The sequence below is a fragment of the Vibrio fluvialis genome, from assembly GCF_900460245.1.
GTDB classification, from domain to species: Bacteria; Pseudomonadota; Gammaproteobacteria; order Enterobacterales; family Vibrionaceae; genus Vibrio; species Vibrio fluvialis.
In genome coordinates this window covers 1,666,660-1,693,371 of the sequence record NZ_UHIP01000002.1, presented here as the reverse complement: position 1 = coordinate 1,693,371, position 26,712 = coordinate 1,666,660, and the positions used below count along the sequence as shown (strand labels likewise).

Below are 26,712 nucleotides of genomic sequence, written 5' to 3'. Positions count from 1 at the left end.
ATTACGAACTTTGCAGGCAGCTAAGGCAATTGGCGGAGAGGTGAGTGTACTTGTGATGGGCGCGGCGTGTGCCGTGGTTGCAGAGGCGGCAAAAACTTGTGCGGGGGTCAGCCATGTGCTGCTGGCCGACAATCCCGTTTATGAACATCGCCTGGCAGAAAACGGCGCGGCGTTGGTGGCAGAAATCGCGCGCAACCACTCCCACGTACTCGCGTCTGCAACGACGTTTGGTAAAAACCTGCTGCCGCGAGTGGCTGCGTTGCTCGATTGGGGCAACTTTCTGATGTGATTGCGATTGAATCGCCAGAGATTGTGGTTCGCCCCATTTATGCAGGCAACGCGCTGGCCAAAGTGAAATCACTGGATGCGATCAAAGTGATGACGATTCGTAGCTCAGCCTTTGATGCCGTCGCCAGTACGGGAGGAAATGCGGAGGTGAAAACCGTTGATCACGCTATTGAATCGGCGACGTCGCAGTTTGTCTCGCAGCAAAAAGTGGAAAGCGCACGTCCCGAACTGCCTGCCGCCAGAGTGGTGATTTCCGGTGGCCGAGGTCTGGGGAGTAAAGAAAACTTCGCACTGGTGGAACAGCTCGCTGACAAACTCGGCGGTGCCATTGGCGCGTCACGTGCGGCGTCGATGCCGGATTCGTCTCCAACGATTTGCAAGTCGGTCAGACCGGTAAAATCGTGGCACCAGAACTCTACATTGCGGTGGGGATTTCCGGCGCAATTCAGCACTTGGCCGGCATGAAAGATTCTAGAGTGATCGTCGCCATTAACAGCGACCCGGACGCGCCAATTTTCCAGATCGCCGACTACGGCTTGGTCGGGGATTTATTTGAGATCATGCCGGAGCTGATTAGATCGGTGTGAGATGAATGAATAAATTGTTTTGGAAAGCGTCTTTTTTAAAAACGGGTTAATAACTTAATATTTCTTGTGTTTATTTGAGCAATCAAGTTGTAGTTGTACTTTTTGATAGTTTTGCAAAAGTCACGACCTGATTGTTTGTTCGGTTGGCAAAAGAAAGGGAGCACATTGTGCTCCCTTTTTAACGATTACTTATTGTGCTGGCATATCACTATCGGCAATTGCTTTGTTGTACCGTCTGGCAACTCGCACATGACGATGGGGCCTGTCGCGCTATTGCCAGCGCGGTCTTCAGACAAAACGCTACCGCTAAAAAAAAGCTGAAACTTAGACAAGTAGCGAGCATAAGTATTTTGGTAAACATAACCGCTCCTTAACGAGCACACCTCAACAGTGAGGTTTGATGTTAAGTATGGTCAAAATACGCGCTCTTTCAAAAGAAATTGCAGTACTGTTAGGCTAAATTGACCTAATGTTGATAAGTTTTATTGGTAAAATTCCGGAATTTTCAAGTTTTTTATCATGCAGTGTGATTTTTGACTGATTTGTCTGTTTTAGGCGTGAGTTTTCCCCTGATTTGGATGTCGATGCTGGCTGTGCATGCACATGAGTTGCTGCAAAAGAAAACCACCTTCGAAAGAGGTGGTTTTTGGTTAAGCAGATTCGCTGTTGCTCAAGTTGCGCTTGGACGTTGCAGATCCTGCACCAGCGCGCGGGCAAAGCGGGCCGCTTCACCACCTGTACAGGCACGGTGGTCGAAGGTAATCGACAGCGGCATTGCTTTCACGTTCATCAATTGCTCGTCTTTGATCATCACTTTTCGATGATGCGACCGGCACCAACAATGGTGACCTGAGGCGGTGAGACGACTGGCGTCGCAAAGATCCCGGCAATTGCACCGAAGTTGGATAACGTGATAGTGGTGTTTGCAACTGTTCGCGGCCAATTTTGCGTTCGCGAATCCCTTGCACGGTGGTATCGAGCCATTCACGCATGGCTTGTGGTTCAAACTCATCCGCGCGGCGCAGGACTGGCACATACAGCCCATGCGTGCTGTCGACCGCAATCCCGATATTGACGGTGCTGTGCACGCAGCGGGTCATGGTTTCGGCATCAAACCAGGCATTCATCGCCGGCTCTTGCTGGCAGGCATAGACAATCGCCTGAATGAGGCGAATCGAGATGTCTTCACCCGGCTTCCACTCGGTCAGCAGGGCTTCTTCGGTAATAGTGACCGCCGCGACTTGCAGGTGCGATTCGGTCATGGTATTGACCATGGTTCTCCGCGCGCCTTTGAGCACTTCAGTGCCGGGGATCTGTTGGTCGGCAGCATTCTGCACATCACTATCGACAATCAAACCATCAGGCCCGGTGCCTTGTAAACGCTGTAAATCCACTCCGAGACGCTGCGCCAGCAAGCGGGCTGAGGGCAGGGCGGAGAGTGATTTCTTCGCTGGATTGGCATGCTCGCTGCTGCCCACCCAGAAGTCATCCACATCCACATTGTGTGACTGGTGGGATACATTGCCGACCACGGTCGCCGCGTCTTGCTTTTTCTTGGTAGTGGATATGGCGTTGCCAGCGCTGTCGAGTTCTTCAATTTCCAGAAGCAGACTGCCGATGTTGATCACATCGCCTTCATTGCCGTGACGGCTGACGATTTTACCCGCGTAAGGTGCGGGCACTTCAACGGTGGCTTTGGCGGTTTCCACCGTCAGCACGACCTGATCGACTTTGACCACATCGCCGACGTTGACATGCCATTCGACGATTTCTGATTCGGCTAACCCCTCACCGAGGTCGGGTAACATAAATGACTTCATTTCCAACCCTCCACTAACTCTCGCGCAGCCAGCACGATGTCCTGTTCCTGAATCATGAAATACTCTTCATTTTTGTAGTAGGGCATGATGGTGTCCATACCGGTGACACGTTTGGGTGGCGCTTTGAGCAGACACATCGCCTGCTCCGCCACGCGCGCCAGAATTTCCGAGCCGACGCCGCAGGTTTTGCTGGCTTCATGCACCACCAGCAAACGCCCGGTTTTCTCCAGCGAGCGCAAGATGGTGTTCATGTCGAGCGGTTTGATGCTGGCCAAATCGACCACCTCCACTTCAATGCCTTGCGCGGACAAGGTTTTGGCTGCCTGTAATGATTCTACGACGCAGGCGCCCCAAGTGACCAACGTGACATCGCGGCCTTTACGCAGGGTAAAGCAGGTATCGAGTGGCAGGGCTTCACCGTTGTCGGTGACATCGGATTTGACGGTGCGATAGATGCGTTTCGGTTCAAAGAACATCACCGGATCGTTGCTGCGAATCGCAGCCAGCAGCAAACCGTAGGCACGCTGAGGGGAAGATGGGACGACCACTTTAAAACCGGGCACGTGCGCAAACAGGGCTTCCACACTTTCAGAGTGGTGCTCAGGCGCATGTATCCCGCCGCCAAATGGCGCGCGGAACACGGCCGGGCAGGTTAGGCGGCCACGGGTGCGGTTGCGTATGCGCGCGGCATGGCACATCAAATGCTCCATCGCCGGAAACACAAAGCCCTGGAACTGAAACTCGGCCACCGGACGCAAGCCTTGGGTGGCCATGCCCACGGCCACACCGCCAATCAGCGCTTCAGCGAGCGAGCGGCGTGTCTATCACGCGTTTAAAACCAAATTTGTCTTTGAGGCCGACGGTGGCGCGAAATACACCGCCGTTGTCGCCGACGTCTTCGCCGAGCACAATCACGTTCGGATCGTGTTCCATCTCATAATGCAAAGCCAGGTTGACAGCTTCAACTAAGGTCATTTCAGCCATGTTTGCCTCCCTGCATGCGCATTGCTTTGTTGATCAGTTCGTCACGCTGCGCGTGGAGATCCGGCGTGAGCGATTCGTAGAGAAAATCGAACGCGGCTTCAGGCGGTTGCGGGGTGATATCGAGATAGCACTGCACCGCGTGTTCCACTACTTCCTTGCAGTGAGTGAGCCACTGCTCTTCGTCCTGCTCGGTCCACACGCCGCTGTTCATCAGATAGGTTTTCAACCGGGCAATCGGTTCAAATTGCCACGCCTGTTGCAGCTCATCATCACTGCGATAGCGGCTGGCATCGTCGGCGGTGGTGTGGTCGCTTAACCGATAGCTGACCGCTTCAATTAAGGTTGAGCCTTTGCCTTTACGCGCCCGGTCAAGGCTAGTGCGCACCGCATCGTACATGGCCACAATGTCGTTGCCATCGACAGTCAGGCCCGGAATCCCGGCACCCAACGCTTTCTGAGACAAGAAATCTGCCGCACATTGCAGATGGCGCGGGACGGAAATCGCCCACTGGTTGTTGTTGACCACAAACACCAGCGGAATGTGCCACGCGCCCGCGCAGTTGATGGCTTCTAGGAAATCGCCTTTCGATGTCCCGCCGTCGCCGCACATCACTAACGCCGCCTGATGATTGCCCTGAATTTTCAGCGCTGAAGCGACGCCCACGGCGTGCGTGCATTGGGTAGCGATCGGTACGCAAAACGGCAGGTCGCGACAATGCAAATGTTCATCAGGGGTGAAATCACTGCCGCGCTCATCGCCACCCCAGTATTGCAGGTTCTTTTCCATGCCGATGCCGCGCGCCCACATGGCTGGCATATCGCGATAATAGGGAACAAACACATCGTCCACTTTGAGCGCCCGACCCACGGCAATGCCGATGGCTTCTGCACCCAAATGGGACGGATAGGTGCCGAGTTTGCCGGTGCGTTGCAGCGCAACCGCTTTGTGATCGTAGGTTCGGGTCAGTAGCATATCGCGATAAAAACCGGTCAGCGTTGACACATCTGCCCAATCGGGAAGCGGCTTAACCAGATTGCCATGGTGGTCGATAAATCGTTCCATGGGTAATGCCTGAACGTTCATCTCAAGCTCCTTTTGACGCTACGCATCGAAGATGGCAGCAATTCACATCGTTACGCCAAAGGTGATACCGAGATCAATGTGGAGAGGAATGCGCAGGTGGCAGCGTGATGGACAGTTTTGAAATAGTGTCCTGCGAATTCCGATAACGGCGTTTTATCTTGCTGTTAATACCACATTTATCTAGTGATGAATCTTGGTATAACCGGATAAGGTAAGTGTAACTAAATTGTTAAAATTCGCATGAAATTGACGGGAGGATGAGAGTAAAGGAAAGCTTACACTCGCCCAAAAGTAGCAGAAAATGCCAGTTTTTGAGTTGCTTGGTCGGAAACTCTGAAAAGATTCACTATGTTGGAATCAAATTTTGCACAAATATGGGGAACAAAAAATTTGTGTTGGTAAGGGAAAATGAAAAAGAGAAAGCCATTTGCTTTCTCTTTTCTCGGTATTTTATTTCTCACGGCCACGCTGAGGCAGCATGCTTTTGACGTAAGGGCGTTTCACCCAATGGGTCATAAAGATCACGGCACCAATGTGCGTAGCGACAGCAAACATCGTCAGGTTGGCGAAGAATTCGTGCACTGCTTTCATCGCGTCCTCACCCCAGAATATATCCCACTGGGTTGCCCAGCCGGTTAACGCCGTTGCAATCAATGCCAGCCACATGACCCAAATCATCACCGCACCTGCCGGGTTATGGCCGATGTGTTCGTCTTCTTTGGTTGCCAAGACTTCTTTTAAGTGTGATAGCGCCTTATTCACTGACGGTTTAAATGCCGAAAGGCTCGCCGGGGAATCGGTGATGATCCCCCAGGTCAGCCGCACTGAAAGTGCAGCCAGGACAAAATATCCTACCCATTCGTGCGTTTCACTACCTGCTTCGGTGAGAAAGTAGTTCGACAGGAAAAGCGCCGCAACGACCCAGTGGGTCAGACGAACGACGCCGTCCCAAACGTAAGGTTTAGTCATCTTTCTCCTCTTTTACTTTGCTCATGTCGACAGGGTTGAAGTAAATTTCGACGCGTTTATTTTCAGCATCGTAGCCATACAACTCATAACAGCTGGTTTTGGTGGTTTTGAATTTCTTGATTTTGTAGCCCATGTCCAAAACTTGCTGCTTCGCCTGATCAAAAGGCATCCAGCTTGATTCTGGCTCTGTGGTACAGGTTGGGTCTGCAAACGCCGCAGATGAAACGGCCATAGCGGCAACAAGTAATCCGGTGCGCAGAGGTGTAATGACAGACATAGCTTCTCCTTAACGTTGTCGATGTTGTCTGAGAGCTACTATGACTCCAGACACTTAGAGAAACTTAAGAAAGAAATGTGACTGAATAATTATGGGTAACAAAGCAAGGTGTCGATGGATGAGAGATAAATGCACAAGAAGAGAAAGCCAGAGCCAATTTGCGTCCGCTCTGGCTTATTGGAAGGTTACATCACGCGGTTATCACCCGTGCTGAAGGCAATGATCTGGCTGATTTCACTGATGCTGCGGCCAGATTCCTGCTGCCATTGGCAAAACGCTTCGTTGGCGGCTTGCATAGAGCGTTTGGTGTTCTTGCCGCCTTCGATAATACCGGTGTTACGCAGGTAGGCTTCCACATCACCGGACAGAATAAAGGTATCGGCGCCCATTTGGCGCAGCGTGTACGGCCCCGTGTTACCACCTAAACGATCACCGTGCTTTTTCAGGTATTCCCACAATTCGGTGATGCGTTCAATCGGCCAGTTGGCGACCATCTCACTGAATGAACCGTGCTCCTGACGCGCTTCATAGATCATGCGCGCGTTCTTGGGAATCGACATCACTTTGGCCAAGTGGCGAATGATTTTCGGATCTTGGGCTTTCTGTTCCCACACTTCATCAGACAGCATCAGCAGAGGTTCGATGCGAAACTGGAAAAACAGCTCTTCAAAGTTGGGCCACTTCTTACGCACCACATCCCATGAAATACCACTCTGAAATACCTTCATGCTGAACGCCGATAACCAGCGATCTTCAGGAACTGCGGCTAACTCGGTCGGCCTTTGTGGAGCGCTTTTTCAGCGCGTTCTCAAGTTGGTCTTCTCTCCCTGTGGCTCGCGGCGCACGTGATTAGATTGATTGAAACTTTTATCCGTCAATGTCAAGTGCCACTTTTTGGTTTGAGAAACCAACAGTCTAACAGAGCGTTTTTACGTCGGCACGGGTGTTCTATTTCGTGAGCAAAAATGATGTGCGAGCCGTTTAAAATTGATTAATGGCGATCGAGTTTGTGTTTACCTGTGCAGTTTCCTTGATGGCTTAATAATTTGGTATAACAAGTTGTTCGTGGATAGTATGGGAACCGAACGTTAAGCTTTATCAGAAGATATGCTACCCGCTTAAAACCATATTTGCCAAGGTCTATACCGGTGGGGCGATATGCTGCCAGCCGAGCGTTGAGTCAGCCGGAGATTGGAAGTAAGCCGACGGTGCATTCGCGAAGCGATGATCAGTGCTGAGTGGGAGGTTTACGTCGAATGCTGGAAATGCTCGGGATTCGTGGTCATCAACACCACTATCGAAACGCCGATTGCACGAGGAAGTGCGGGGATTGCGCACCGTCAGCTCATGCCTCCCTGGGCACCATTCGAGCTGTGCACGGGCGTCAGGTTGTTTGAAAGCAACATGCGCAGTTTCGGTCTACCAACGCGACCAAGCAGATTTTGGTCGCGCTAGAGAACATCAAGAAGCAAGCCAAATCTGATGATTACACCGCCGATTCCTACGGGACAGCCGAATTCAACATCAGCCTTGTCCCTGTACGCAAGAACTCGTCGGCTGTGCTGTGGGAGACGATGCTCTCAAAACACGCTGAGAACAACCCGTACTGGAAGTAAGCAAACGACACCATCGAAGACAACAAAATGCCAAGTTGGCAGGCGCAGCTCAGGAAAATCGTCAAGATTTGAATCAGCGGTGACCCCAAGGCGGCGCTCAGGGCGTGTGGGCACATTTTGGAAAACACCAAGCAGATGCTGTTTGTGGTTTCGAGGACGGATACGGACCCGTTTCTGCTTTGCGACAGACGCACCGACTCTGTCTGATGAATTTGAGGCTAAGACATACGCTTTATTGCACTATCTGGTCACGACCTGAGTGCAATAAAAAATCAGGCGGGCAGTAGGCCGTCTTCGCGCGGTATCTGTCTTGCTTTGAGTTTAATTATATTTGCTGAGTTACAACCGTCACCCGCTCTGAACCACCTGCGATTACACGAATCATTTCAGCTCATTACGGGTCGGCTCTGCCATGACGAATCGGCTCTACTGATAAAACTCTCTAGTAGTAAATTCTCCATCCACGTTGCCTTCAACCAATGCACCAGCGTTGAATCATATCCGTGATGGTTGCGGTCTTCCAGAATCGCTGTTGGTCGGCCTTTTCAAGGGTCCGCACGGGCCCCGATAATGCGTGCCGCGTCCCGTACCTGAAAGCCCTACTGGCAGACCGCCCTCGACTAAGGCGAGTGTGGCAATCGCTCGATGTGCCGGGCTCTGAGTAAAGTCTGAGAGTAGTTTCGACAACCGCTCGCCATAGGCCATAACATCCATCACTTGGCTGCGGCGCTTTTTTGGCTACGACGCAGGTGATTTCTCTTCCACGTGGAAATTGCCGCCCGCTTTTGTGCCGACGTTGGGTTAAGGTACATTGGTTTTGGCGAAACTCACCGTTGAGAATATCGTAACTCATCTTAGCTCCGCGGAAGGTGGTTTTGTCGGCGCAGCGGCTATGAGAATTGTGTCGGCCGCGGGCATTGGGCTTCCCATGATACGACCGTGGTGCCCATTTGCGTCACCAAGTAACGGAAGAACGCGCCAACCGGCCTCCAGGTATTAGTTCGACTCACCGGCAATGTCAAGCACTCGGCGCATTTCCGCTCAATAGGCCCGGCTTCACGTGATCGCTTGCATATTTGTCGAGCAGTTTCTTCATCATTCGGAGCGCCGTTTCTCTTCGCAGATGATCGTGTGAGTCGAATAATCCAGATCCGCCCGCGGTCGAAATCGCCGAGTCGAGTCACGAAACGCATTCACTTGGTTGTTTTCACAGCCAAGGCCAACCACCAGAACCCCGCCCGCGTTGGGATGTTTGACCAGATTCTGCAACAGCAACTTGGTGTTGTTGTGGTCATCGCCCAGTTGCGAGCAGCCATATTGATGGGTGAAGACCTGAATGCCGTCGATGTGGGACAGATCCATGTCCGCTTCGACCTGCTTTTTCATCATCTTGGCCATGGCATTGACGCAGCCCACAGTCGGAATGATCCACAGTTCGTTGCGAATGCCGACGCTTCCATTGGCGCGGCGATAGAGCGACACCGGGTATTGGCCAGTGAGCTACTGACCGACTGAAAATCGGGCTGGTAGTCGTAGTCATTCAGGTCGCTGAGGTTGGTGCGAATGTTGTCTTGATACACTCGCTGCCCGATGGCAATCGCGCCAAAGCATGGCCAATTGGCGCGCCGTACTTGATCACCCGATCGTTTGGCGCGAAATCCTTCAGTGCTACTTTGTGCGCTTGTGGAATGGCTTCCAGCAACGTCAGGGTTTGACCATCGAGTTCCACGGTCAACCCTGCGTCTAAATCGCGCAGCGCCACGGCGACGTTATCGCTCGGATGAATTTTGAGTAATGGATTCACAAGCTTCCCCTTAACAACGGCTGAGCGCGCGTCTCGCATACCTTGCGCGCAAATGCGTTCAACGTGCGCCGTCACGCGTTCTGCCAGCCCAGGAACGCGGGCGAGGTCTGTTTCCCAGTGCGCGGCATTGCTCAATACGCCGTGAACCAGTTCGCGGTGGCTGCTTTCGCCACGGTCGACTTTTGGCCATTCGCTGGCAAAGAAATCGAGCCAAGGCTGGTCATCGGCGAGGACATACTCACCCTCAGCGCGTTGCCCGCGATAGAAGGTGATGAGAGCTGCCAGCGCAAAGCTCAGGTAACGCGGCAGTTGACCTTGTGTCTGCTGGTAGGTGAGCAACTGCGGCAGAATACGCGTTTTGAACTTGGTCATGCTGTTGAGCGCAATCGACAATAACAAATGCTTGATGTACGGGTTTTTGAAGCGATATTCGACATCGTGCGCAAAGGCGTGCAGTTCATCTTTTGGCAACGACAAGGTCGGAATGATTTCGTCAAACATCACCGCTTTGAGGTACGCGGCGATCTGCTCGTCTTGCATGCTGTCGCCCACCGTATCGATGCCGGCCTGAAACGCCACCGGCACTAACGCGGTGTGAGCACCATTCAAAATGGCGACTTTACGCTCTTTGTATGGCTTGATGTCATCGACGATTTTGATGTTCAGTGCCTGTTCGTCGCTCAGTTGATCAAGACACAGGGCTTGGTTCAGCCATTGCGGGCCTTGAATCACGAACAGGTAGAAGTTCTCTGCGCTGACCATAAAGGTGTCGCGGTAGTTGAGTTCGGCTTCCAAAGCGGCCACTTCATCTTTTGGATAGCCAGTGACAATGCGATCCACCAAGGTGGAGCAGAACGTATTAGCACTTTCCACCCAGTTACGAAACGCCGCAGGTAGTTCCCAAAGGTCGATGTAACGCAATACGATGGCTTTAAGTGCTTCGCCGTTGTAGTCAATCAGCTCACAAGGAATGAGGGTCCAACCTTTGTCTTGGGCGCCGTCGAAGTGATTGAAGCGCTCCCACAACATGCGGGTCAGTTTGGCGGGGTAGCTGCTTGGCGGCAAATCGCCCAGTTGATCGCTGTCGACAAACGCAATGCCCGCTTCGGTGGTATTGGAGAAGACAAACTCAATGTCCGGGTTTTTCGCGCGCTCCAGAATCGCTTCGAATTCGCGGTACGCCGACAGCTCTTCGTTGACTGAATAGATGATGCGAGACTGAGACACCGCTTCGCCGGACTCATCCAGACCACGAATCAGCGTGGTGTACAAGCCATGTTGCGTATTGAGACTGGGTGGAAACTCGCCGCCAATTGGGCGAATGACACTGACGCCAGCGTTGAAGTCGGTGTGTTGGTTCAACTGGTCAATTTGCCAGTCCAAGAATGCGCGCAGAAAGTTGCCCTCACCAAACTGAATGATTTTGGTCGGATAAGACGGGCCGGGAAAAGTATCGCGATTAAGTTGTTTCATCATAAGTACCTGTTGGGGGCTGCCCAACCTTGTGGCGGGCAGCGAATCTCGGGCGTTTAAACGTGGCAAAAGTGGATCACTTGTGCGTGATGCCAAAATAGTTTTTTGCGTTGTGGTAGCAGATGTCCGACACCATGCGGCTCAGCAGATCAAAGTCAGCTGGCGCTTCGCCGTTTTCCACCCATTGGCCAATCATCTGGCACAGAATGCGGCGGAAATATTCGTGGCGGGTATAAGAAAGGAAGCTGCGGCTGTCGGTCAGCATGCCGACAAAACGGCTCAGCAAGCCCAGTTGCGCGAGCTGCGTCATCTGACGTTCCATGCCATCTTTCTGATCGTTGAACCACCAACCCGAGCCGAACTGGATCTTGCCTTCCACGCCGCCGCCCTGGAAGTTGCCACACATTGTCGCAATGACTTCGTTATCGCGTGGGTTTCAAGCAATAAAGAATGGTTTTAGGCAGCGCGTCGTCACGGTCCAGCGCGTTCAGCAGTCGCGCCAGCGGCAGGGCCACTTCGCCGTCATTGATGGAATCGAAACCCGTGTCCGGGCCAAGCAGATTGAACATGCGTTGGTTGTTGTTGCGCAGTGCACCGATGTGATACTGCTGCACCCAGCCGCGTTTGGCGTACTCTTTCCCCAGATAAACCAGCACAGCGGTTTTAAATTGCGCGGTTTCAAAGGGCGTCACTGCGCCGCCTGCAAGGCGTTTGGTTAAGATGGCATCGAGCTCTTGCTCTGTCGCGTCTTCGTAGCTCACCGTATCGAGCGCATGGTCGGTCACGCAGCAGCCATGATCGGCGAAATGTTGCAGGCGTTTGTCCAGCGCCTGGCACAAATCGGCAAAGCGATGAATCTCAACGTCTGCCACTTCGGCCAGCGCTGCCATGTAATCGGCGAAGGTGTCGAGGTGGATGTTAAACGCTTTGTCCGGACGCCAGCTTGGCAGCATTTGTACCGGGAAGTCTTTATCTTCAGCGACACGTTTGTGCGCGCTCAAATCGTCAATCGGATCGTCGGTGGTACCGACCATTTCCACGTTCATCTTCTGCATGATCGCGCGCGCACTGAACTCTGGGCTGGCCAGCATTTCATTGCACTGATCCCAAACGCGCGGGGCGCTCTCTTCATTCAATACCATGCCTGTTATACCAAACGGACGACGCAATTCGAGGTGCGTCCAGTGGTAAATCGGGTTACCGATGGTAAACGGCACCGTGCGGGCAAAGGCCATGAATTTGTCTTTGTCTGATGCGTCACCAGTACACAGACGTTCGTCCACACCGTTACTGCGCATCGCGCGCCATTTGTAATGGTCGCCACGTAGCCAGATATCGGTCAGGTTCTGAAAACGATAGTCGTCGGCCACTTGTTGTGGTGGTAGGTGACAGTGGTAATCAATGATAGGCATGTCCGCGGCGACGTCGTGATACAGGCGACGCGCAAACTCGTTATGCAGCAGAAAATTCTCAGAGAGGAAAGTGGTCATGTCCTTAATCTCAGTTGTTATACCAATTTGATTTTAAAGATACATCAGATGTCGGCTTGTTCAAGAGTCTAACGAGGCTATAGAGCTATATTGTGTGTCTTGAGTCACGTTATTGGCGTTGCTTATTGTGTTTTTGTCGGTGGGATCTGATTTTTGAAAGTTGTTATACAAAAAGTAGTGTTTTTTGATCTCGTTTTGGTTTTTTCTATTTTCGACATGTAATATATGTTTTGCAATTAGTCAGACCAATTAAGGGCATTTCAGGACGAGAATGATGGCCCCACAAATGAAAAAAGATAAGACCCTGGTTTGAGTAATAAATAGTGTGTGGCCGTTACCAGAAGAGAAACGCAATGATAATTGAGTTAATCAATGAGTATATAAACAGAGGGCTTCGCCTGCTGCTGACTCTATTTATGGCTGTGATGATCATCGCTGTGGTTTGGCAAGTCTTTACCCGTTTTGTGTTAAATGACCCGGCCAATTTCACCGATGAACTGTCACGTTATCTGCTTATTTGGATTGGGGTACTGGGGGGGCGTATACCTTCTCAATCCGACGCCATCTGGCGCTGGAGCTTCTTTCCTCAAGATACGGTGAAAAAGGAAGAAACGTTCTATCCATTCTGACCAACCTGATTGTGGTGATGTTATCAACGATAGCCTTTATCTACGGCGGTTATTTGTTGGTGAGCTCAACGATTGCAAACGGACAAATATCTCCGGGCATTGTGATTGGCGGAAAACATTTATTAATTGGCTATGTGTATTTGGTCGTGCCTATTTCCGGGGCGCTGATCACCTATTTTGGTGTTCTGGATATTTTCAGAGCGATTTATTTTCTGACCCAAAATCGCAGTCATCACCGCGTATAAAGTCTCGCGTTAGGAACAGACATCATGACATTAACGGATTTGTTATTTTCACAAGAATTCCTGATGAACGCGCCGGATATGTTTTACGATATTTTCCCGGTGATCGTTCTGTTCGGAACGTTGGCGGTATTGCTGGTGCTTGGCGTGCCGATTGCTTTCTCAATCGGCCTGGCAGCGTTTCTGACCGTGTTTGTTGATTTCCCGATCGACAAAACCTCCATCCTGATTTCGCAAAAGCTGGCCAATGGCCTCAACAACTTTGGTTTGTTAGCGCTGCCGTTCTTTATTGTCGCCGGCAACCTGATGAACCGGGGAGGGCTGGCCAGCCGCCTGATCAACTTTGCGATGTTATTTGGTGGCCGCCTTCCGGGCGCACTGTCGCACGTGAACGTGATTGCCAACATGATGTTTGGTGCGCTTTCAGGCTCGGCTACCGCTTCTGCTGCGGCCGTCGGTGGCATCATGCGTCCGCTGCAGGATAAGCACAAATACCCGGCAGACTTCTCGACCGCGATTAACGTATCGTCGTGCCCGGCGGGTTTGCTGATTCCGCCATCCAACATTCTTATTCTGTACGCCTTGGTCAGCTCGACCTCGGTGCAGTACCTGTTTATTGCGGGTTATCTGCCGGGCATTTTGATGGGGCTCGGCATCATGGTGGGCATTTTCCTGCTCGGGTCGAAGTACAACATTCCGCGCGAAAAAATACGAGTTCAACGAAAAAGCCAGCAAAGTCATTTTGGATGCGCTGCCAAGCCTTGGTCTGGTGGTGATCATCATGGGCGGTATTCTGGCGGGTATTTTTACCGCGACGGAAGCCTCGGCGATTGCGGTGGTGTACAGCTTGCTACTTGGTTTTGCGTATAAAGAGCTGAAAACTGGCGACATCTTCCCGATTCTGGTCGACAGCGTGGTGACGACTTCCATCGTACTGCTGATGGTGGCGACGTCATCGGCGATGTCGTGGTCAATGGCGAATGCGGATATCCCGACGTTCATTTCCGATTTCATTCTGGAAGCGTCGAATAACCCAATCATGATCATTCTGCTGATGAACGTCATTCTGCTCATCATCGGCACCTTTATGGACATGACACCGGCGGTGCTGATTTTTACGCCGATCTTCCTGCCTATCGCAACGCAGATGGGCATCGACCCGATTCACTTTGGCATCATCATGGTGTTCAACCTGTGTATCGGTATCTGTACGCCTCCGGTCGGCACGGCGCTGTTCGTCGGCTGTAGTGTGTATGACACGAAATTAGGACAAGTGGTACCGAAACTGATTCCACTGTTCTTCATTATGATCATTACGTTAGCGATTGTTACGTTGATCCCTTCTCTATCTTTGTGGTTGCCGCATCTGGCTGGATATAACTATTAAAACCAATATAGGACTGTGAAATGAAAACGATGAACAAACTACTTTTGGCGTGCACGGTATCAACCCTGCTGGGCAGCAACGTGTATGCTGCCACCCTGAAATTGTCACATGCGCTGCCAACCGAACACCCGGTTCACCAATCGCTGGAGTACTTTGCGGATCAGGTGAAAAAAGAGGCCAATCTGCGCGTGAAAGTGTACCCGAACGGTACGTTGGGCGATGAGTCTGAAGGCTTGCAGATGGTGCAAAACGGTACAGTCGCGTTCACGAAAGCCAGTGCGGCGACGCTGAACACCTTTGCGCCTGACTACAAACTATTGTCGCTGCCATACCTGTATAAAGACCGCGCGCAATATGACGCGGTGCTCAATGGCCCGATTGGCGAAGAGATTCTGGCCTCATCACGTGATGCGGGCTTTATCGGCCTTGCGTTCCTGGATGCAGGTTCACGCAGCTTCTACACCAGCAAACCCATCAAAACGCCGGACGATTTGAAAGGCTTGAAGATTCGCGTGCAGAACTCGGCACTGTCCATCGATACCATCAAAGCGCTCGGTGGTACGCCGGTGCCACTGCCATACGGCGAACTATATTCTGCGATGCAACAAGGCGTGGTGGATGGGGCAGAGAACAACGTGCCGTCATATTATTCATCACGCCACTATGAAGTGAAGAATGTGTTCTCGCGCGACAACCATACTATGGTGCCGGACGTACTGGTAATTTCAACCAGCGTATGGGACTCACTGACGGACGAGCAGCGTGAAGGCGTGCGTAAAGCCGCGAAAGAAACGGTGAAAGTGCAGGAAGACAATTGGGCGAAATACGTTGAGAAAGCAACGCAGGATCTGAAGCAGCACAACGTCACGTTTGTGGAAAGCGATATCGCTAAGTTCCAGGCGGCTGTGCAACCTGTGTACGACAAGTTCAAAACGGACAACCCGGATTTGGTTCCGCTACTGGATCAGATTCAGTCTATCCACTAAACAGTGGCATAAACCCGAAACGAAAAAGGCACTGCTGAGCAGTGCCTTTTCTTTGCGCGTTACACCCGGGTTTAGAAATTAACCCAGGTCAGGCTCAGCATCAGAACCACCAATGAAGTGGCTGAAAACATTGCCAGCATGCCGAATAACTCGCGAAGGTTGATAGACCAAGATTGTTTTTTATCGTACATAACGTCACCTTAATCGACATAACTAAATGAGATTTTGGTCACACTTTACTCCTGTTTATGACGTGGATCAACAAATTTGCGTAATTTTCCATCAAAACAGAAGTGAAACACTGTGAATAGCTGTTTTATTGTAATTAAGTTACATTCAGGAGTGCCGAGAATTCTGCATTCGCCCTTAATTTGGTCATCCATATAGGTGAAAAAGGGCAGTGGAATTTGGGCTAGAGGATTCAGATTGCTAGTTATTTGTACAATTAGTTAAATGAGAATGATTGTTGAATTCATTTTTATTGATATTGTTGGAAATATAAATAAGATAGCTTCCAGACTACTTTCTGACCCTCTTCGTTGATAAGGAAATAACAATGATAAAACGGCTGCTGACCCTGTTGCTGATTTCGTTTGCACCGCAGGTATTTGCTCAAGTGACGACGGTGACTGACGTCCTTGATCGTCAAGTGACGCTGGATCTTCCGGCAAAACGCGTTGTGCTGGGCTTCTACGGGGAAGACTACATGGCGATCGGTACCGAAAAATCGTTTGATAACGTGGTGGGTATGTCGAAAGGGATTTGGGAGAAGTGGCGTCCTGCTAACTGGGCGATGTATGTTGCGCACCGTCCGTCATTGGAAACGCTGCCAGACGTTGGCAAAGTGGACACACAAACGTTCTCGGTAGAGAAGGTGATTAGTCTCAATCCCGACTTGCTGGTCCTGGCTGACTGGCAGTTCAAAGGCCTTGGCAACGATGTCAATCGCATTGAAGACGCTGGCATTCCGGTGATTGTGGTGGATTACAACGCACAAACCGTTGAACGTCACGTACAAAGCACCCTGATCATCGGCCAGATCACCGGTCAGGAAGCGCGCGCGGAGAAAATCGCGAAACAATATCAGGACATGGTTCAGCTGGTGGCGGATCGTCTGGCCAAAGCGAACCTGCCTAAACCCACCATTTACGCGGAATTTGGTTTTCCTGGCACCAAAGAGTACGGCTACACCTTCGGTAAAAACATGTGGGGTGCGATGTCGGAAATGGCAGGCGGTGAAAACATCTCTAAACCGTTTGTCGAGTGGTGGGGTCACCTCAACCCAGAGCAGGTTCTGGCTGCTCAGCCGGATGTACTGCTGATCACCGGCTATGAATTTGGCGGTGCTGATGATGCGATGGTGATTGGTCAGGACGTTGACCGCGCGACCGCGCTGGCTCGCCTGAAAGGTTACAAACAGCGCCTGGGATGGGATAGCCTGCCTGCGGTGAAAAACAACCGCATGATCAGTATCTACCACGGTGCGTGCCGCAGTATTCTCGATGGCCCGATGATTCAGTTCATCGCCAAAGCGCTCTACCCGGATCTGTTCAATGATCTCGACCCGGAAGCGGAATACATCAACTTCTATAAAGAGTACCTACCGGTGACACCAACCGGCACCTTTGCGGTTTCTCTTTCTGAATAATTCTTAGCGGCACTTTCATGTGCCGCTTGCTCTTTGTGTAATCAGGTAATGTGACATGCAATCCGCGATACTTTTACAAGCGATTGAACAACAACGAAAGAGTGAGCGCCGCCGCTGGGTGGTGCTTTGTGCATTTGGCACCATTTTATTGGCTTCCTTTGTGCTCGATATCATGACTGGCCCGTCGATGCTGGATGCATCGCGCGTGCTGAATGCGCTGCTGGAATTTATCGGCCTGCCATTTCAGGTTGATGGTTCAACCCGCGTGATTGTCACCAACCTGCGTTTGCCAATTGCGCTGATGGCGATCATTGTCGGTGGCTCGCTTGGGGTTGGTGGCGCAGAAATGCAGACGCTGCTCAATAACCCGATGGCCAGTCCGTACACACTGGGCATGGCTGCGGCGGCAGGCTTTGGTGCGGCGCTGATGCTCTACATCGGTTCGCTGGGCATGGACAGCTATTACGCGGTGCCGCTGGGCGCATTCTTGTGTTGTATGTTGTCGGCCTGTTTTCTGTTTGCTTTGGCCTCCATGCGTCACATTACGTCAGGCCAGTTGATTCTGGCGGGGATTGCGTTGCTGTTTCTGTTTCAGTCGCTGTTGTCGCTGGTGCAGTTCATCGCCTCACCGGAGCTGAGCCAACAAATTCTGTTCTGGCTGTTTGGCAGTCTGTCGAAAGCGACGTGGAGCAACTTAACCATCACCGCCGTGGTGGTGATGGGCGGTTTTGCTCTGCTGATGCGGGATTCGTGGAAACTGACAGCGCTGCGTTTGGGCGAAGAGCGCGCAAAAAGCGTCGGTGTGAACGTGCAGCGCCTGCGCCTTAAAATTCTGTTTATCGTGGCGGTAATGACGGCAACCGTAACCAGTTTTGTCGGCATTATTGGCTTTATCGGCATTGTGGCACCCAACATCGCTAAAATTCTGGTGGGCGAAGATCAACGCTTCTTCCTGCCACTTTCATTCCTAATCGGCGCATTTTTGCTTTCAACGGCTTCTGTGTTGTCAAAAGTGATTGTGCCGGGCGCGCTGTTTCCGATCGGGATTGTGACGGCAATTATCGGCGTGCCATTCTTCTTTTGGCTGATCGTGGCGAAGCGAGGTTAATCATGCTGAAGGCTGACACACTCAATATTCAGATTGGCTCGCTGACGCTGGCGCGTGACATGAGCTTTACGTTGCAACCTGGGCAGGTGACGGCGATCCTTGGTCCGAATGGCACGGGTAAAAGTACGCTGCTGAAAACGCTGTTTGGCGATATCAAACTCAACAGTGGCACGATTTCGCATCAACACGATCAACTGAGCATCAAATCACTGCCGCACTGGCGCTCGCGTTTTGGCTACATGCCGCAGGATATTCACCTCGACATCAACCTCACCGTGATTGAAGTGGTGCTGCTGGGCAAGTTGGATGCCCTGAGCCTGCGAGTGGACGACACCATGCTGCGCGGCGCGCTGGAAATTCTGGAAAGCATGGGCTTGTCTCATCTGGCGAACCGCGATGTGCGCACGCTCAGTGGTGGTCAGTGTCAGATGATTCTGTTTGCGCAGGCGCTGATGCGTGACCCACAAATTCTGATGCTCGACGAACCGGTCAGCGCGCTGGATCTTCATCACCAGCACGTGCTGCTGGATCATCTGGTGACGCAAACCCGCGAGCAGCAATACATCACACTGATGGTGCTGCACGATCTCAACCTGGCGGCGCAGTATGCTGATAATCTGCTGGTGCTGAAACAGGGTGAACTGGTGGCCTGCGGGCATCCCAAGCAGGTACTCACCTCTGAGCTGGTGCAAGATATTTATAACGTCGAGGCGCAAGTCATCACCGATGAACACGGTGTGCCTTTTGTGCGTACGCTGCGTTCGAAAAAGGTCGCGTAAATGAAGCTGCATCATTTCGTCAAGGACTGGCGATTGCTCTCTGCCGCTGGCCGGGTGCTGGTGTTTAACAGTTTCAGTTTCAACCTCGGGTTTTACATGCTGCTGCCTTATCTGGCGGAGCATTTGCAAAATCTCGGTTTCAGCGGTTGGTATATCGGTTTCATCATCGGCCTGCGTGTGCTTAGTCAGCAGGGGCTGTTTCTGATTGGCGGCACGCTGGGTGACAAGTTCGGCTATAAACCGATGATCCTGTGCGGTTGCGCCGTCCGCATTGTGGGTTTCTTTTTGCTTGGGATCAGCGACAGCTTTGCGGCGATTCTTGTTGGTGCGTTTTGCACCGGCTTTGCTGGCGCGCTGTTTACGCCCAGCAGTCAGGCGTATTTGTCCTCGGAATACCCGAACGCTCGCGAGCGTAACCGAGTGTTTGCTTTGCAGAATCTGGCCAGTGAAGCGGGGATGTTGCTGGGCCCACTGATTGGTCTGACGTTGTTCTCGGTCAGCTTTATGTGGGTCGGACTCTCGGCGGCAGGCGTGTTCTTCATTCTGCTTCTGCTGCAATGGTATTACCTGCCGAAAGACGTTCACGCCCCGGCGGCGACAGAAAAACAACTGTTCCTGCTAGATTGGTGGGCGATGCTGAAAAACAAACCCTTCATGCGTTTTGTATTCGCTGCGTGCGTCTATCAAATCCTGTTTCATCAGTTGTACCTGTCTATTCCGCATCAGGCTCGGGTTCAGACTGGCGATCCGTCGGTGATCACTTGGGTATTTATGGTGTCGTCATTGATGGGCGTGTTGTTACAACTGCCAGTCAGTCACTGGGTGGACAAACAGCTTGGTATCGCCAAAGGGATGGGGATTGGCATGGCGTTGATGGGCAGTGCATTTCTGGCGCTGAATCTGCACTTTACGCCGTGGCCACCATTGCCGTTTGTGCTGTGCGCGATACTGCTCAGCTCCGGTTCAATGATGGTTTATCCGCTGATTGGTGCCTACGTGCCACGCTTCGCCACGCCGTCCAAATTGGCCAGTTATTACGGCCTCTATTCTTGTATCGGCGGCTTTTTTGCATTTGCGGGAAACTGGGGAGCGGGTTGGTTGCTGGATTTACCGCAGTTTCCATCCGGTTGGTTGTGGCTGACCTTCGCCGTGCTCGGCGCGTTGTCCGGTATCGGGCTGTATGTTCAGGTCAGCAAGCAGCAGGAATCAGAGCCGGAACTGGCGTGAGTTTGCGTTTAACGCAGGCTCATAGGCCGGCATTAAACGCACTCATGCTGGTGACGATACAATCTCTCATCTCTCGAATGGAGGCACTGAGCGGCCTGCCTTTTCGAATCACCAGATCAACGGAGGTGTCCAGGGTGTGCATACCTTCAATATCGATAGCCACAAAGGACTGATTTTTCAGCTCTTTCGTCACGCAGACTTTCGGCAGTAACGTTCCGCCAAGCCCGGCTTCGACGTAGCTCTTGAGCGCTTCAAACGAGTTACACAGCAGAATCTCTTTGAGGCGAATTTCCTGCCGCGCCTCATAAAGATTGATGGCACGTCTTATGCTGAAACTTTCATTGAGCAGCGCGAGCGGGATCTCCGCGAGTTGTGTAGGCGAGCAGAGCTGAATGTTTGCCCATGGACTCTGCGGCGGTACAAGCAGGCTCAGCTCCTGAAACGGACAGGAGAACAGGACATCCACCTTGGTATCCTGAGGCGCGTTCAGCAGAATGCCGATATCGGCTTCCTCACTCTTAATACCTTCAATGACGTCATCTCCACCACCGACCTGTAGGATCAGTTTGACGCCCGGATGGCGGTGAGAAAATTGTGCGATGGCATGATTGATGAGGTCCGGAATAAAACCGCCTCCCACAGAAAGGCGCAGCGTTCCGGTTTGCAGATGCTCGATTTCAGACAGGTCGGACACCAGATCATTTTTCCGTTGGTTGATGTCCTGAATGTACTCGGCTAAGCGAAGGCCGGACTGAGTGAGATTGACGCCACGGCCAATCCGATCCATCAGACGGACGTTAAGCTGAGCTTCAAGTTGCGACACTTTTCGACTGATTGCAGAAGGTGAAACGTGCAGCACTTCTGAGGCTGCACGAATACTTTTCGTTTTTGCGACCACTTCAAAATATTTCAGTGCTCTTTCGTCCATACGTTCCTTCGCTGAGTACGATTAATCGGCTAACAAATGTTGAACCAGTTTAACCCAGAAGTTGGCACCGATAGGTAGTACCTCATCATTAAAGTCGTAATTCGGGCTGTGCAGATTGTGCGAATGGTTGTCGCTGCCGTTGCCGAGCCAAATGTAAGCGCCGGGCAGTTTTTCCAGCATAAAGGCAAAATCTTCGCCGCCCATGCTCGCGGGTGGGTTTACATGGACCTGCTGAATCTCAGGCATGGACTCAAGCACGCGCTGACACTTCTCCGCTTCCGGCTGAGTGTTGATGGTCGCCGGGTAGCGGCGTGAATAGAGAATATCAGCTTTACAGCCTTGCGCTTTTGCAATCCCTCTGACCACATCCAGCATGCGTGTTTCAATCAAGTCTCGCACCTTCGGGCAGAAAGAGCGTGTTGTGCCTTTCAATGTCACTTCTTCCGGAATCACGTTGTAAGCGTGGCCTCCATGAACCTGAGTCACGCTGATCACACCGGATGTTTGCGGGTCAAGATTGCGGCTGATGATGCCTTGTAGCGCGTTGATAATCAGGCTGGCAGTGTAAACAGGATCGACCGTATCATGCGGCATGGCGCCATGTCCGCCTACGCCTTTAATGGTGATATCAAACGTATCGAAAGCGGCCATCACCGCGCCATAATGCACCGCGGCCTGACCCGCTGGCAGTGCAGGCCAGTTGTGCAGGCCATACACTTCCTGCATCGGGAAACGTTCGAATAAGCCATCTTCAATCATCGCTTTAGCGCCTGCTTCGTTCTCTTCCGCCGGTTGGAAAATGAAGTGGACAGTACCTTTGAAATCGGGATTTTTGGACAAGGAGACGGCTGCACCCAGCAGCATGGTCGTATGACCGTCATGACCGCACGCGTGCATTTTGCCGTGATGCTTAGAGCAGTGATCAAAGGCATTCATTTCTACGACATCGAGCGCATCCATATCCGCTCTCAGGCCGATGGTCGGCCCGTCGCCCTGATTGCCATGCAGTGTCGCGACAATACCTGTGCCTCCGAGCCCGCGTTCGATTTGCAAACCGAGTTCGCTCAGGATGGAGGCGATGGTATCGGACGTACGAAACTCTTCATAAGCCGTTTCTGGGTGGGCATGGAGATCGCGTCTCCAGGCAATCAGTTGTTGGTGTTCTTTTGAGTTCTGATCAATATATTGAGTCATCATTTTTCACATCTTGATTATGTGCACTTCGATCAGTGGCTGACGTGTTGAAATAGATTGTTTGATTTGACGTTGCAGGGCGTTGGCTATTTTGATTCGCCATCGCACTGCAGCGCCAAATTATTGAGCATGGTGATGAATAATTAATTATAGAGCTAAATTCGCAATGATAGCGGAACCTAAATATGTCCCGGTAAAGACTAGCAGAGCGATAATAACAACTTTCCCGCCGGCTGACTTAAACGTCGTGACTTCTTGTTTGCTGATGGCTAAACCAGCGTATGCTAATACCGGGCTGACCAAACTTAAGAAATTAATTTCTTTTACGTAGGTCAGAATAAATTCAGATACTGGAGAGGCTGGCATGGTCAGTATTACACTGACCAATGACAACCAGGCGACCGATGGTAAATAAAACGGCATCACTTTGGCCAGAAATAAACCTGCCATAGCCATGCCAAATATAATGATCATACCGGGTAGGGCGGAGAGTGGTGTAATTCCGGTTCCGGTCCAGTTACTGATCAGGGCGATAATACACACAATGACCAGTACCATCGCGTAATCAATCAGGTTGATGTTTGCGTTAACGTTTTTTGCGGTAGCTGCATTAGACATTGAGGTCACTCCCTTGAGCTGCGGATGAACGGACTGGCTGATTCTTGGGCAGAAGACGGTACATTTTCTCGGTCAGCGGCAGTGCGATAAACAAGCCGACAAACAGACCCGTCGCATTGGTCAGCAAGTTACTGGCTCCCGCCAGTGCTAAGATTTCATCTTTCATTTCAGGAATAGAAGCACCGAGTGCGGCGGAGCAAGCGGCGGTCATACTGCCACTGCCAACCCCACATGCCATGGCAAGGGCGCGCGGATCAAACCAGTTGGTCGAAGCAAGCAAGGAAGCCAGCAGACCAAAATAGAGCGTGCCGAACATGGTACCCATCACATAGACGCCCATGACGCCGATACCTTCCGGGCTTTTGAGGCCATATTTATCCGAAATCAGGGCGATATTCGGTTCACGGGCAATCGAGAAACAGGCACCGACCGATTCACGTCCCATCTTCAATACCAGAATCGCAACAGGCATCGCAATTAATATCGTGCCAAGGTTTCCCAGTTCCTGAAATATCATCGCTGGACCAATTTCTAATATTTTATTCAGTGATGGCCCGATCAATGTGCCGAATTTAGCCAGAAAAGGTAAAACGGAAATAATGATAATGGGTGTGGCTTTTTCAGCGGCTTTTGTACTCATGACCGCTTTGGCCTTTTTAACCACGTTCGGGTTGAGCAACAGACCAAAAATAAAAGCATAGAACAGCGGTAATAACACTACGCTGCTGCTTCCCAGTGGCACTTTAATTATTCCGATCAGTTCGGCAACCACCGATATTGCCACGACGGTCAGATGTAGCCGCCAGTTTCCCAGCTGGCCTTTTAAACTATCCATAGCTTGCTTCCTTATTTGATTTTTATTTCCATAGTAAAACCGTGCTCAATGATTTAACCATAAATAAATTGTTGGAACTAATGATATAAAACCAACGATTTGTTCTAAAAAAGGCAACACAAGATATGATTCTGTTGCTTTGTGTAGCAATGCAAACGTTTACTTGGCTTTGAATCGTAAGATAGGATAAATCTCTGCATAACCCCTCGCACGCAGGCAGCCTCTTTCTGCATCAGTCTTCAAAGACCAGGCAATCATCTTACGGGAAGGTGTTTTTTCAGATCGGTTATTTTCTGTTCTCGACTTCATTGAGTATTTGCGTTATACACGATCTCCGTAGTCGTAGAATGAGCTTGGGTATAGCGAGGGACAGCATGTTAGAGAGTTTTGGTGTCATTAATATTTGGACCTATATGGTCGGGCTGACCATGATCATTCTCGCTCCCGGGCCGAACTCTTTGTATGTACTGAAATCCAGTTCGTCGTTTGGTGTCAAAGCGGGCTATAAAGCGGCATCGGGCGTGCTGATTGGCGATGCGGTGCTGATTCTGCTGTCTTACCTCGGCGTGGCGTCTTTGATTCAGACTTCACCTGTGCTGTTTACCATCATTCGTTATCTGGGTGCGGCGTATCTGCTGTATCTCGGACTGAAGATCATTCATTCTCTGTTGCGTAAAGGCGGGGATGATGAAGCAGGCGTGGAGCGTCCGAAGAAAAGCGAAAACGTGTTTGCGAAATCGCTGTCGCTGAGTCTGACCAATCCGAAAGCGATTCTTTTCTACGTATCATTTTTCATTCAGTTTATCGACTACACCTACGATCACACCTGGATTTCTTACCTGATCCTGGCCACGATTCTGGAGATTTTCAGCATCGTTTACCTGAGTGCGCTGATTTTCTTAGGCACATCACTGACGCAAATGTTTAAAAACAACAAACGTTTGTCGCAGCTGGGCAATGGCTTACTCGGCATGTTTTTCATGGGATTTGCTGCGCGACTCGCCAGTCTGAGCTAATGGCAGTGAGAGAGTAACAACAACGACGGGCCTGAAGATTTCAGGCCCGTTCTGTTTTTGAGTGCTGACGATGATCAGGCGAGATTAAACTGGCGGCGAATAAACTCTGCGGCTTTATCGGCACCAGCCTGAGAAATCGTGTGCGGAATGCCAGGCTCAAGGAAAGTGGTGACGTCCACGCCGGCTGCTTGCAGTGCACTGGCGGCCTTTTCGGTTTCCGAATAAGGAATGACAGGGTCACCTTTGCCGTGAATCAGCAGCACAGGTACTTGGTTGTCGATATGGTAAGGTTGCGGCGATGAAAGGCGGCCGGAGAAACCCACAATCGCTCTTACGGGCAAGCGGCTGCTCGCCAGTACATCCATCGACATGATTGTGCCTTGGGAAAAGCCGACCAGAATGATGTCGTCGGTCTGCCAAGAGCCGCCATGTTGCAGCAGTATATCAGTGATGGTTTGATCCATCGCGACACGTGCATCCTGAACCCGGCTCGGGCGGTTAATCTCATTAATGCCATCAAGGCTGAACCATTGGTAACCGCCACCGTGATCAAACGGAAAAGGTGCATTCGGCGAGAGGAACTTCACGCCCGGCATTGATGGCGCCCAGTAATCACCGAGACGTTCCAGATCGTCACCAGAACTGCCGACTCCGTGCAGCAGAATTACAATTTTCTTTGTCATCATCGTTCCTTACTGAACCACGTGTTCACGCAGTACTTACAAACCATAATCCGACATGTCCGGACCTACCGGCACAATCCCGTTCGGATTCAGAGCTTTAATTGAATAATAGCCTTGTTTGATGTGCTCAAGGCTGACGGTGCTGCGCACGCCCGGCAAATCCAACAGGCGTTTGACGTACCCATTTAAGTAAGGGTAGTCACGCAGCTGGCGTAAGTTGCATTTAAAAATGCCATGATACGCAGGGTCGAAGCGAATTAACGTGACGAACAGACGAATATCAGCCTCGGTAACTTGTTGACCAGAAAGGTAATCACGTTTGTCACTCAGACGATGTTCCAATTGATCGAGCATGCCAAAAACATCGTGGAACGCTTCTTCATAGCTCTCTTGGGTGGTCGCAAAGCCTGCGCGGTAGACACCGTTATTGAGCTTTGGATAGATCTCCGCATTCAGGGCATCAATCTCTTCACGCAGCGCCGACGGATAAAGGTCAAAGTCCTGATTGGCCAGCTCACCAAAGCCGCTGTTGAACATGCGTACGATGTCTGCTGACTCGTTGTTGACTATGGTACGGGTTTTCTTATCCCACAGGACAGGCACGGTCGCACGGCCGGTAAAGTGCGGATCGGCATGGGTGTAGAGTTGATGCATCCACTCAAAACCGTTCAGTTCGTCACGGTCGGCGCCCGGAAAGTCGCCAAAATGCCATCCCTCATCAAGCAGTTTAGGTTCGACCACAGAAACGCTCACGACGTCTTCCAATCCTTTGAGTTTACGAGCAATCAGCGTGCGGGATGCCCACGGACAGATCAGCGCTACATACAGATGGTAACGGCCTGATTCGGCGATAAACTTAGCGCTTTCGCCTGCTGCCAGTGATTCGGGAGCGACCACCCAATCACGAAAACTTGATGTCTGGCGGACAAAACCACCTTTCTCGTCGGTTGCCTGCACAGGGTGCCACTCTTTTGTCCATTGACCATTAACCAGCATGTTTCACCTCAGAATCTCTGTTTGATTGCGATGAAGAAACTTTA

General features: G+C 51.4%; 18 protein-coding genes and 7 pseudogenes. 10 read left to right on the top strand and 15 right to left on the bottom strand.

All coding sequences use genetic code 11. The features are described 5' to 3' along the window. A pseudogene (locus DYA43_RS23225) lies at positions 1–875 on the top strand (electron transfer flavoprotein subunit alpha/FixB family protein); the annotation flags it as partial. A gap of 670 nt (positions 876–1,545) precedes the next feature. Here the strand turns inward: DYA43_RS23225 and DYA43_RS22895 are convergent. From DYA43_RS22895 to DYA43_RS22870, 6 genes and pseudogenes are all read right to left on the bottom strand, one after another. Next, positions 1,546–2,695: pseudogene (locus tag DYA43_RS22895) on the bottom strand (dihydrolipoamide acetyltransferase family protein). After that, a pseudogene (locus DYA43_RS22890) lies at positions 2,692–3,679 on the bottom strand (alpha-ketoacid dehydrogenase subunit beta). Before DYA43_RS22890 ends, DYA43_RS22895 begins: the two co-directional pseudogenes overlap by 4 nt. Continuing rightward, positions 3,672–4,763, bottom strand: a complete 1,092-nt coding sequence (gene pdhA / locus DYA43_RS22885) for a pyruvate dehydrogenase (acetyl-transferring) E1 component subunit alpha (RefSeq protein ID WP_061055788.1) — start codon at positions 4,761–4,763, stop codon at positions 3,672–3,674. The pseudogene DYA43_RS22890 and the gene pdhA overlap by 8 nt, the downstream one beginning before the upstream one ends. A gap of 450 nt (positions 4,764–5,213) precedes the next feature. Then, positions 5,214–5,732 carry a cytochrome b/b6 domain-containing protein gene (locus DYA43_RS22880; protein WP_055453181.1) on the bottom strand — a complete coding sequence of 173 codons (519 nt, stop codon included), beginning with the start codon at positions 5,730–5,732 and terminating at the stop codon, positions 5,214–5,216. Further along, on the bottom strand, positions 5,725–6,009 hold the full coding sequence (locus tag DYA43_RS22875) for a PepSY domain-containing protein (protein ID WP_020328279.1): 285 nt from the start codon (positions 6,007–6,009) through the stop codon (positions 5,725–5,727). Before DYA43_RS22875 ends, DYA43_RS22880 begins: the two co-directional genes overlap by 8 nt. Before the next feature lie 185 nt (positions 6,010–6,194). Then, a pseudogene (locus DYA43_RS22870) lies at positions 6,195–6,837 on the bottom strand (DNA-3-methyladenine glycosylase I); the annotation flags it as partial. A 614-nt stretch (positions 6,838–7,451) separates the two neighbouring features. On the opposite strand from DYA43_RS22870, the gene DYA43_RS23020 reads away from it, so the two are divergent. Continuing rightward, on the top strand, positions 7,452–7,625 hold the full coding sequence (locus DYA43_RS23020) for a hypothetical protein (protein ID WP_172465312.1): 174 nt from the start codon (positions 7,452–7,454) through the stop codon (positions 7,623–7,625). A 1,095-nt stretch (positions 7,626–8,720) separates the two neighbouring features. Here DYA43_RS23020 and DYA43_RS23215 read toward each other — a convergent pair. From DYA43_RS23215 to uxaC, 3 genes and pseudogenes are all read right to left on the bottom strand, one after another. Further along, entirely contained in the window at positions 8,721–9,107 is a 387-nt protein-coding gene (locus tag DYA43_RS23215) for a UxaA family hydrolase (RefSeq protein WP_172465311.1), read from the bottom strand. Between the two features lie 58 nt (positions 9,108–9,165). Then, positions 9,166–10,905 (bottom strand): tagaturonate reductase, encoded by a 1,740-nt coding sequence (locus tag DYA43_RS22855; protein ID WP_172465310.1) that lies wholly within the window; start codon positions 10,903–10,905, stop codon positions 9,166–9,168. Positions 10,906–10,978: 73 nt separating this feature from the next. Further along, positions 10,979–12,392: pseudogene (gene uxaC / locus DYA43_RS22850) on the bottom strand (glucuronate isomerase). A gap of 353 nt (positions 12,393–12,745) precedes the next feature. Between uxaC and DYA43_RS22845 the strand changes: the two are divergent. From DYA43_RS22845 to DYA43_RS22815, 7 genes and pseudogenes are all read left to right on the top strand, one after another. Beyond that, a pseudogene (locus DYA43_RS22845) lies at positions 12,746–13,266 on the top strand (TRAP transporter small permease). A gap of 24 nt (positions 13,267–13,290) precedes the next feature. After that, positions 13,291–14,650: pseudogene (locus DYA43_RS22840) on the top strand (TRAP transporter large permease). Positions 14,651–14,679: 29 nt separating this feature from the next. Further along, positions 14,680–15,636, top strand: a complete 957-nt coding sequence (locus DYA43_RS22835) for a TRAP transporter substrate-binding protein (protein WP_230857687.1) — start codon at positions 14,680–14,682, stop codon at positions 15,634–15,636. Positions 15,637–16,192: 556 nt separating this feature from the next. Continuing rightward, positions 16,193–17,284 (top strand): ABC transporter substrate-binding protein, encoded by a 1,092-nt coding sequence (locus DYA43_RS22830; RefSeq protein ID WP_061055784.1) that lies wholly within the window; start codon positions 16,193–16,195, stop codon positions 17,282–17,284. A 55-nt stretch (positions 17,285–17,339) separates the two neighbouring features. Further along, the gene (locus tag DYA43_RS22825) at positions 17,340–18,392 is read left to right on the top strand and encodes a FecCD family ABC transporter permease (protein ID WP_061055783.1); all 1,053 of its coding nucleotides are present in this window, start codon (positions 17,340–17,342) and stop codon (positions 18,390–18,392) included. Between the two features lie 2 nt (positions 18,393–18,394). Further along, positions 18,395–19,171, top strand: a complete 777-nt coding sequence (locus DYA43_RS22820; protein WP_020328297.1) for an ABC transporter ATP-binding protein — start codon at positions 18,395–18,397, stop codon at positions 19,169–19,171. Continuing rightward, positions 19,172–20,398: an MDR family MFS transporter gene (locus DYA43_RS22815; protein WP_061055782.1), complete on the top strand. Its 1,227-nt coding sequence runs from the start codon at positions 19,172–19,174 to the stop codon at positions 20,396–20,398. A gap of 19 nt (positions 20,399–20,417) precedes the next feature. Here the strand turns inward: DYA43_RS22815 and DYA43_RS22810 are convergent, their stop codons facing one another. The 4 genes from DYA43_RS22810 to DYA43_RS22795 all read right to left on the bottom strand — a co-directional run bounded on the left by DYA43_RS22810 (position 20,418) and on the right by DYA43_RS22795 (position 23,973). Next, positions 20,418–21,326 (bottom strand): LysR family transcriptional regulator, encoded by a 909-nt coding sequence (locus DYA43_RS22810; RefSeq protein WP_055453740.1) that lies wholly within the window; start codon positions 21,324–21,326, stop codon positions 20,418–20,420. A gap of 21 nt (positions 21,327–21,347) precedes the next feature. Continuing rightward, complete coding sequence (locus tag DYA43_RS22805) at positions 21,348–22,523, bottom strand: M20 aminoacylase family protein (protein WP_081094707.1); 1,176 nt, start codon at positions 22,521–22,523, stop codon at positions 21,348–21,350. 144 nt (positions 22,524–22,667) lie between these two features. Further along, positions 22,668–23,138, bottom strand: a complete 471-nt coding sequence (locus DYA43_RS22800; protein ID WP_061055781.1) for a hypothetical protein — start codon at positions 23,136–23,138, stop codon at positions 22,668–22,670. Next, positions 23,131–23,973, bottom strand: coding sequence for a DUF3100 domain-containing protein (locus DYA43_RS22795; protein ID WP_061055780.1), 843 nt, complete (start codon positions 23,971–23,973; stop codon positions 23,131–23,133). Before DYA43_RS22795 ends, DYA43_RS22800 begins: the two co-directional genes overlap by 8 nt. A 374-nt stretch (positions 23,974–24,347) precedes the next feature. Between DYA43_RS22795 and leuE the strand changes: the two genes are divergently transcribed. Continuing rightward, positions 24,348–24,989, top strand: coding sequence for a leucine efflux protein LeuE (leuE, locus tag DYA43_RS22790; RefSeq protein WP_044362065.1), 642 nt, complete (start codon positions 24,348–24,350; stop codon positions 24,987–24,989). A gap of 74 nt (positions 24,990–25,063) precedes the next feature. Here leuE and DYA43_RS22785 read toward each other — a convergent pair whose 3' ends face one another. After that, entirely contained in the window at positions 25,064–25,672 is a 609-nt protein-coding gene (locus tag DYA43_RS22785; protein ID WP_061055779.1) for an alpha/beta hydrolase, read from the bottom strand. Between the two features lie 36 nt (positions 25,673–25,708). Next, positions 25,709–26,668: a glutathione S-transferase family protein gene (locus DYA43_RS22780; RefSeq protein ID WP_061055778.1), complete on the bottom strand. Its 960-nt coding sequence runs from the start codon at positions 26,666–26,668 to the stop codon at positions 25,709–25,711. Positions 26,669–26,712: the final 44 nt, after the last annotated feature.

Excerpts from the sequence above, each read along its gene's own strand:
- DYA43_RS22880 (WP_055453181.1), bottom strand. The coding sequence starts at position 5,732 with ATGACTAAACCTTACGTTTGGGACGGCGTCGTTCGTCTGACCCACTGG.
- DYA43_RS22835 (WP_230857687.1), top strand. The coding sequence starts at position 14,680 with ATGAACAAACTACTTTTGGCGTGCACGGTATCAACCCTGCTGGGCAGC.
- DYA43_RS22875 (WP_020328279.1), bottom strand. The coding sequence starts at position 6,009 with ATGTCTGTCATTACACCTCTGCGCACCGGATTACTTGTTGCCGCTATG.
- pdhA (WP_061055788.1), bottom strand. The coding sequence starts at position 4,763 with ATGAACGTTCAGGCATTACCCATGGAACGATTTATCGACCACCATGGC.
- DYA43_RS22800 (WP_061055781.1), bottom strand. The coding sequence starts at position 23,138 with ATGTCTAATGCAGCTACCGCAAAAAACGTTAACGCAAACATCAACCTG.
- DYA43_RS22805 (WP_081094707.1), bottom strand. The coding sequence starts at position 22,523 with ATGATGACTCAATATATTGATCAGAACTCAAAAGAACACCAACAACTG.
- leuE (WP_044362065.1), top strand. The coding sequence starts at position 24,348 with ATGTTAGAGAGTTTTGGTGTCATTAATATTTGGACCTATATGGTCGGG.
- DYA43_RS22820 (WP_020328297.1), top strand. The coding sequence starts at position 18,395 with ATGCTGAAGGCTGACACACTCAATATTCAGATTGGCTCGCTGACGCTG.
- DYA43_RS22830 (WP_061055784.1), top strand. The coding sequence starts at position 16,193 with ATGATAAAACGGCTGCTGACCCTGTTGCTGATTTCGTTTGCACCGCAG.
- DYA43_RS22810 (WP_055453740.1), bottom strand. The coding sequence starts at position 21,326 with ATGGACGAAAGAGCACTGAAATATTTTGAAGTGGTCGCAAAAACGAAA.
- DYA43_RS22785 (WP_061055779.1), bottom strand. The coding sequence starts at position 25,672 with ATGACAAAGAAAATTGTAATTCTGCTGCACGGAGTCGGCAGTTCTGGT.
- DYA43_RS22780 (WP_061055778.1), bottom strand. The coding sequence starts at position 26,668 with ATGCTGGTTAATGGTCAATGGACAAAAGAGTGGCACCCTGTGCAGGCA.
- DYA43_RS22795 (WP_061055780.1), bottom strand. The coding sequence starts at position 23,973 with ATGGATAGTTTAAAAGGCCAGCTGGGAAACTGGCGGCTACATCTGACC.
- DYA43_RS22825 (WP_061055783.1), top strand. The coding sequence starts at position 17,340 with ATGCAATCCGCGATACTTTTACAAGCGATTGAACAACAACGAAAGAGT.
- DYA43_RS22815 (WP_061055782.1), top strand. The coding sequence starts at position 19,172 with ATGAAGCTGCATCATTTCGTCAAGGACTGGCGATTGCTCTCTGCCGCT.
- DYA43_RS22855 (WP_172465310.1), bottom strand. The coding sequence starts at position 10,905 with ATGATGAAACAACTTAATCGCGATACTTTTCCCGGCCCGTCTTATCCG.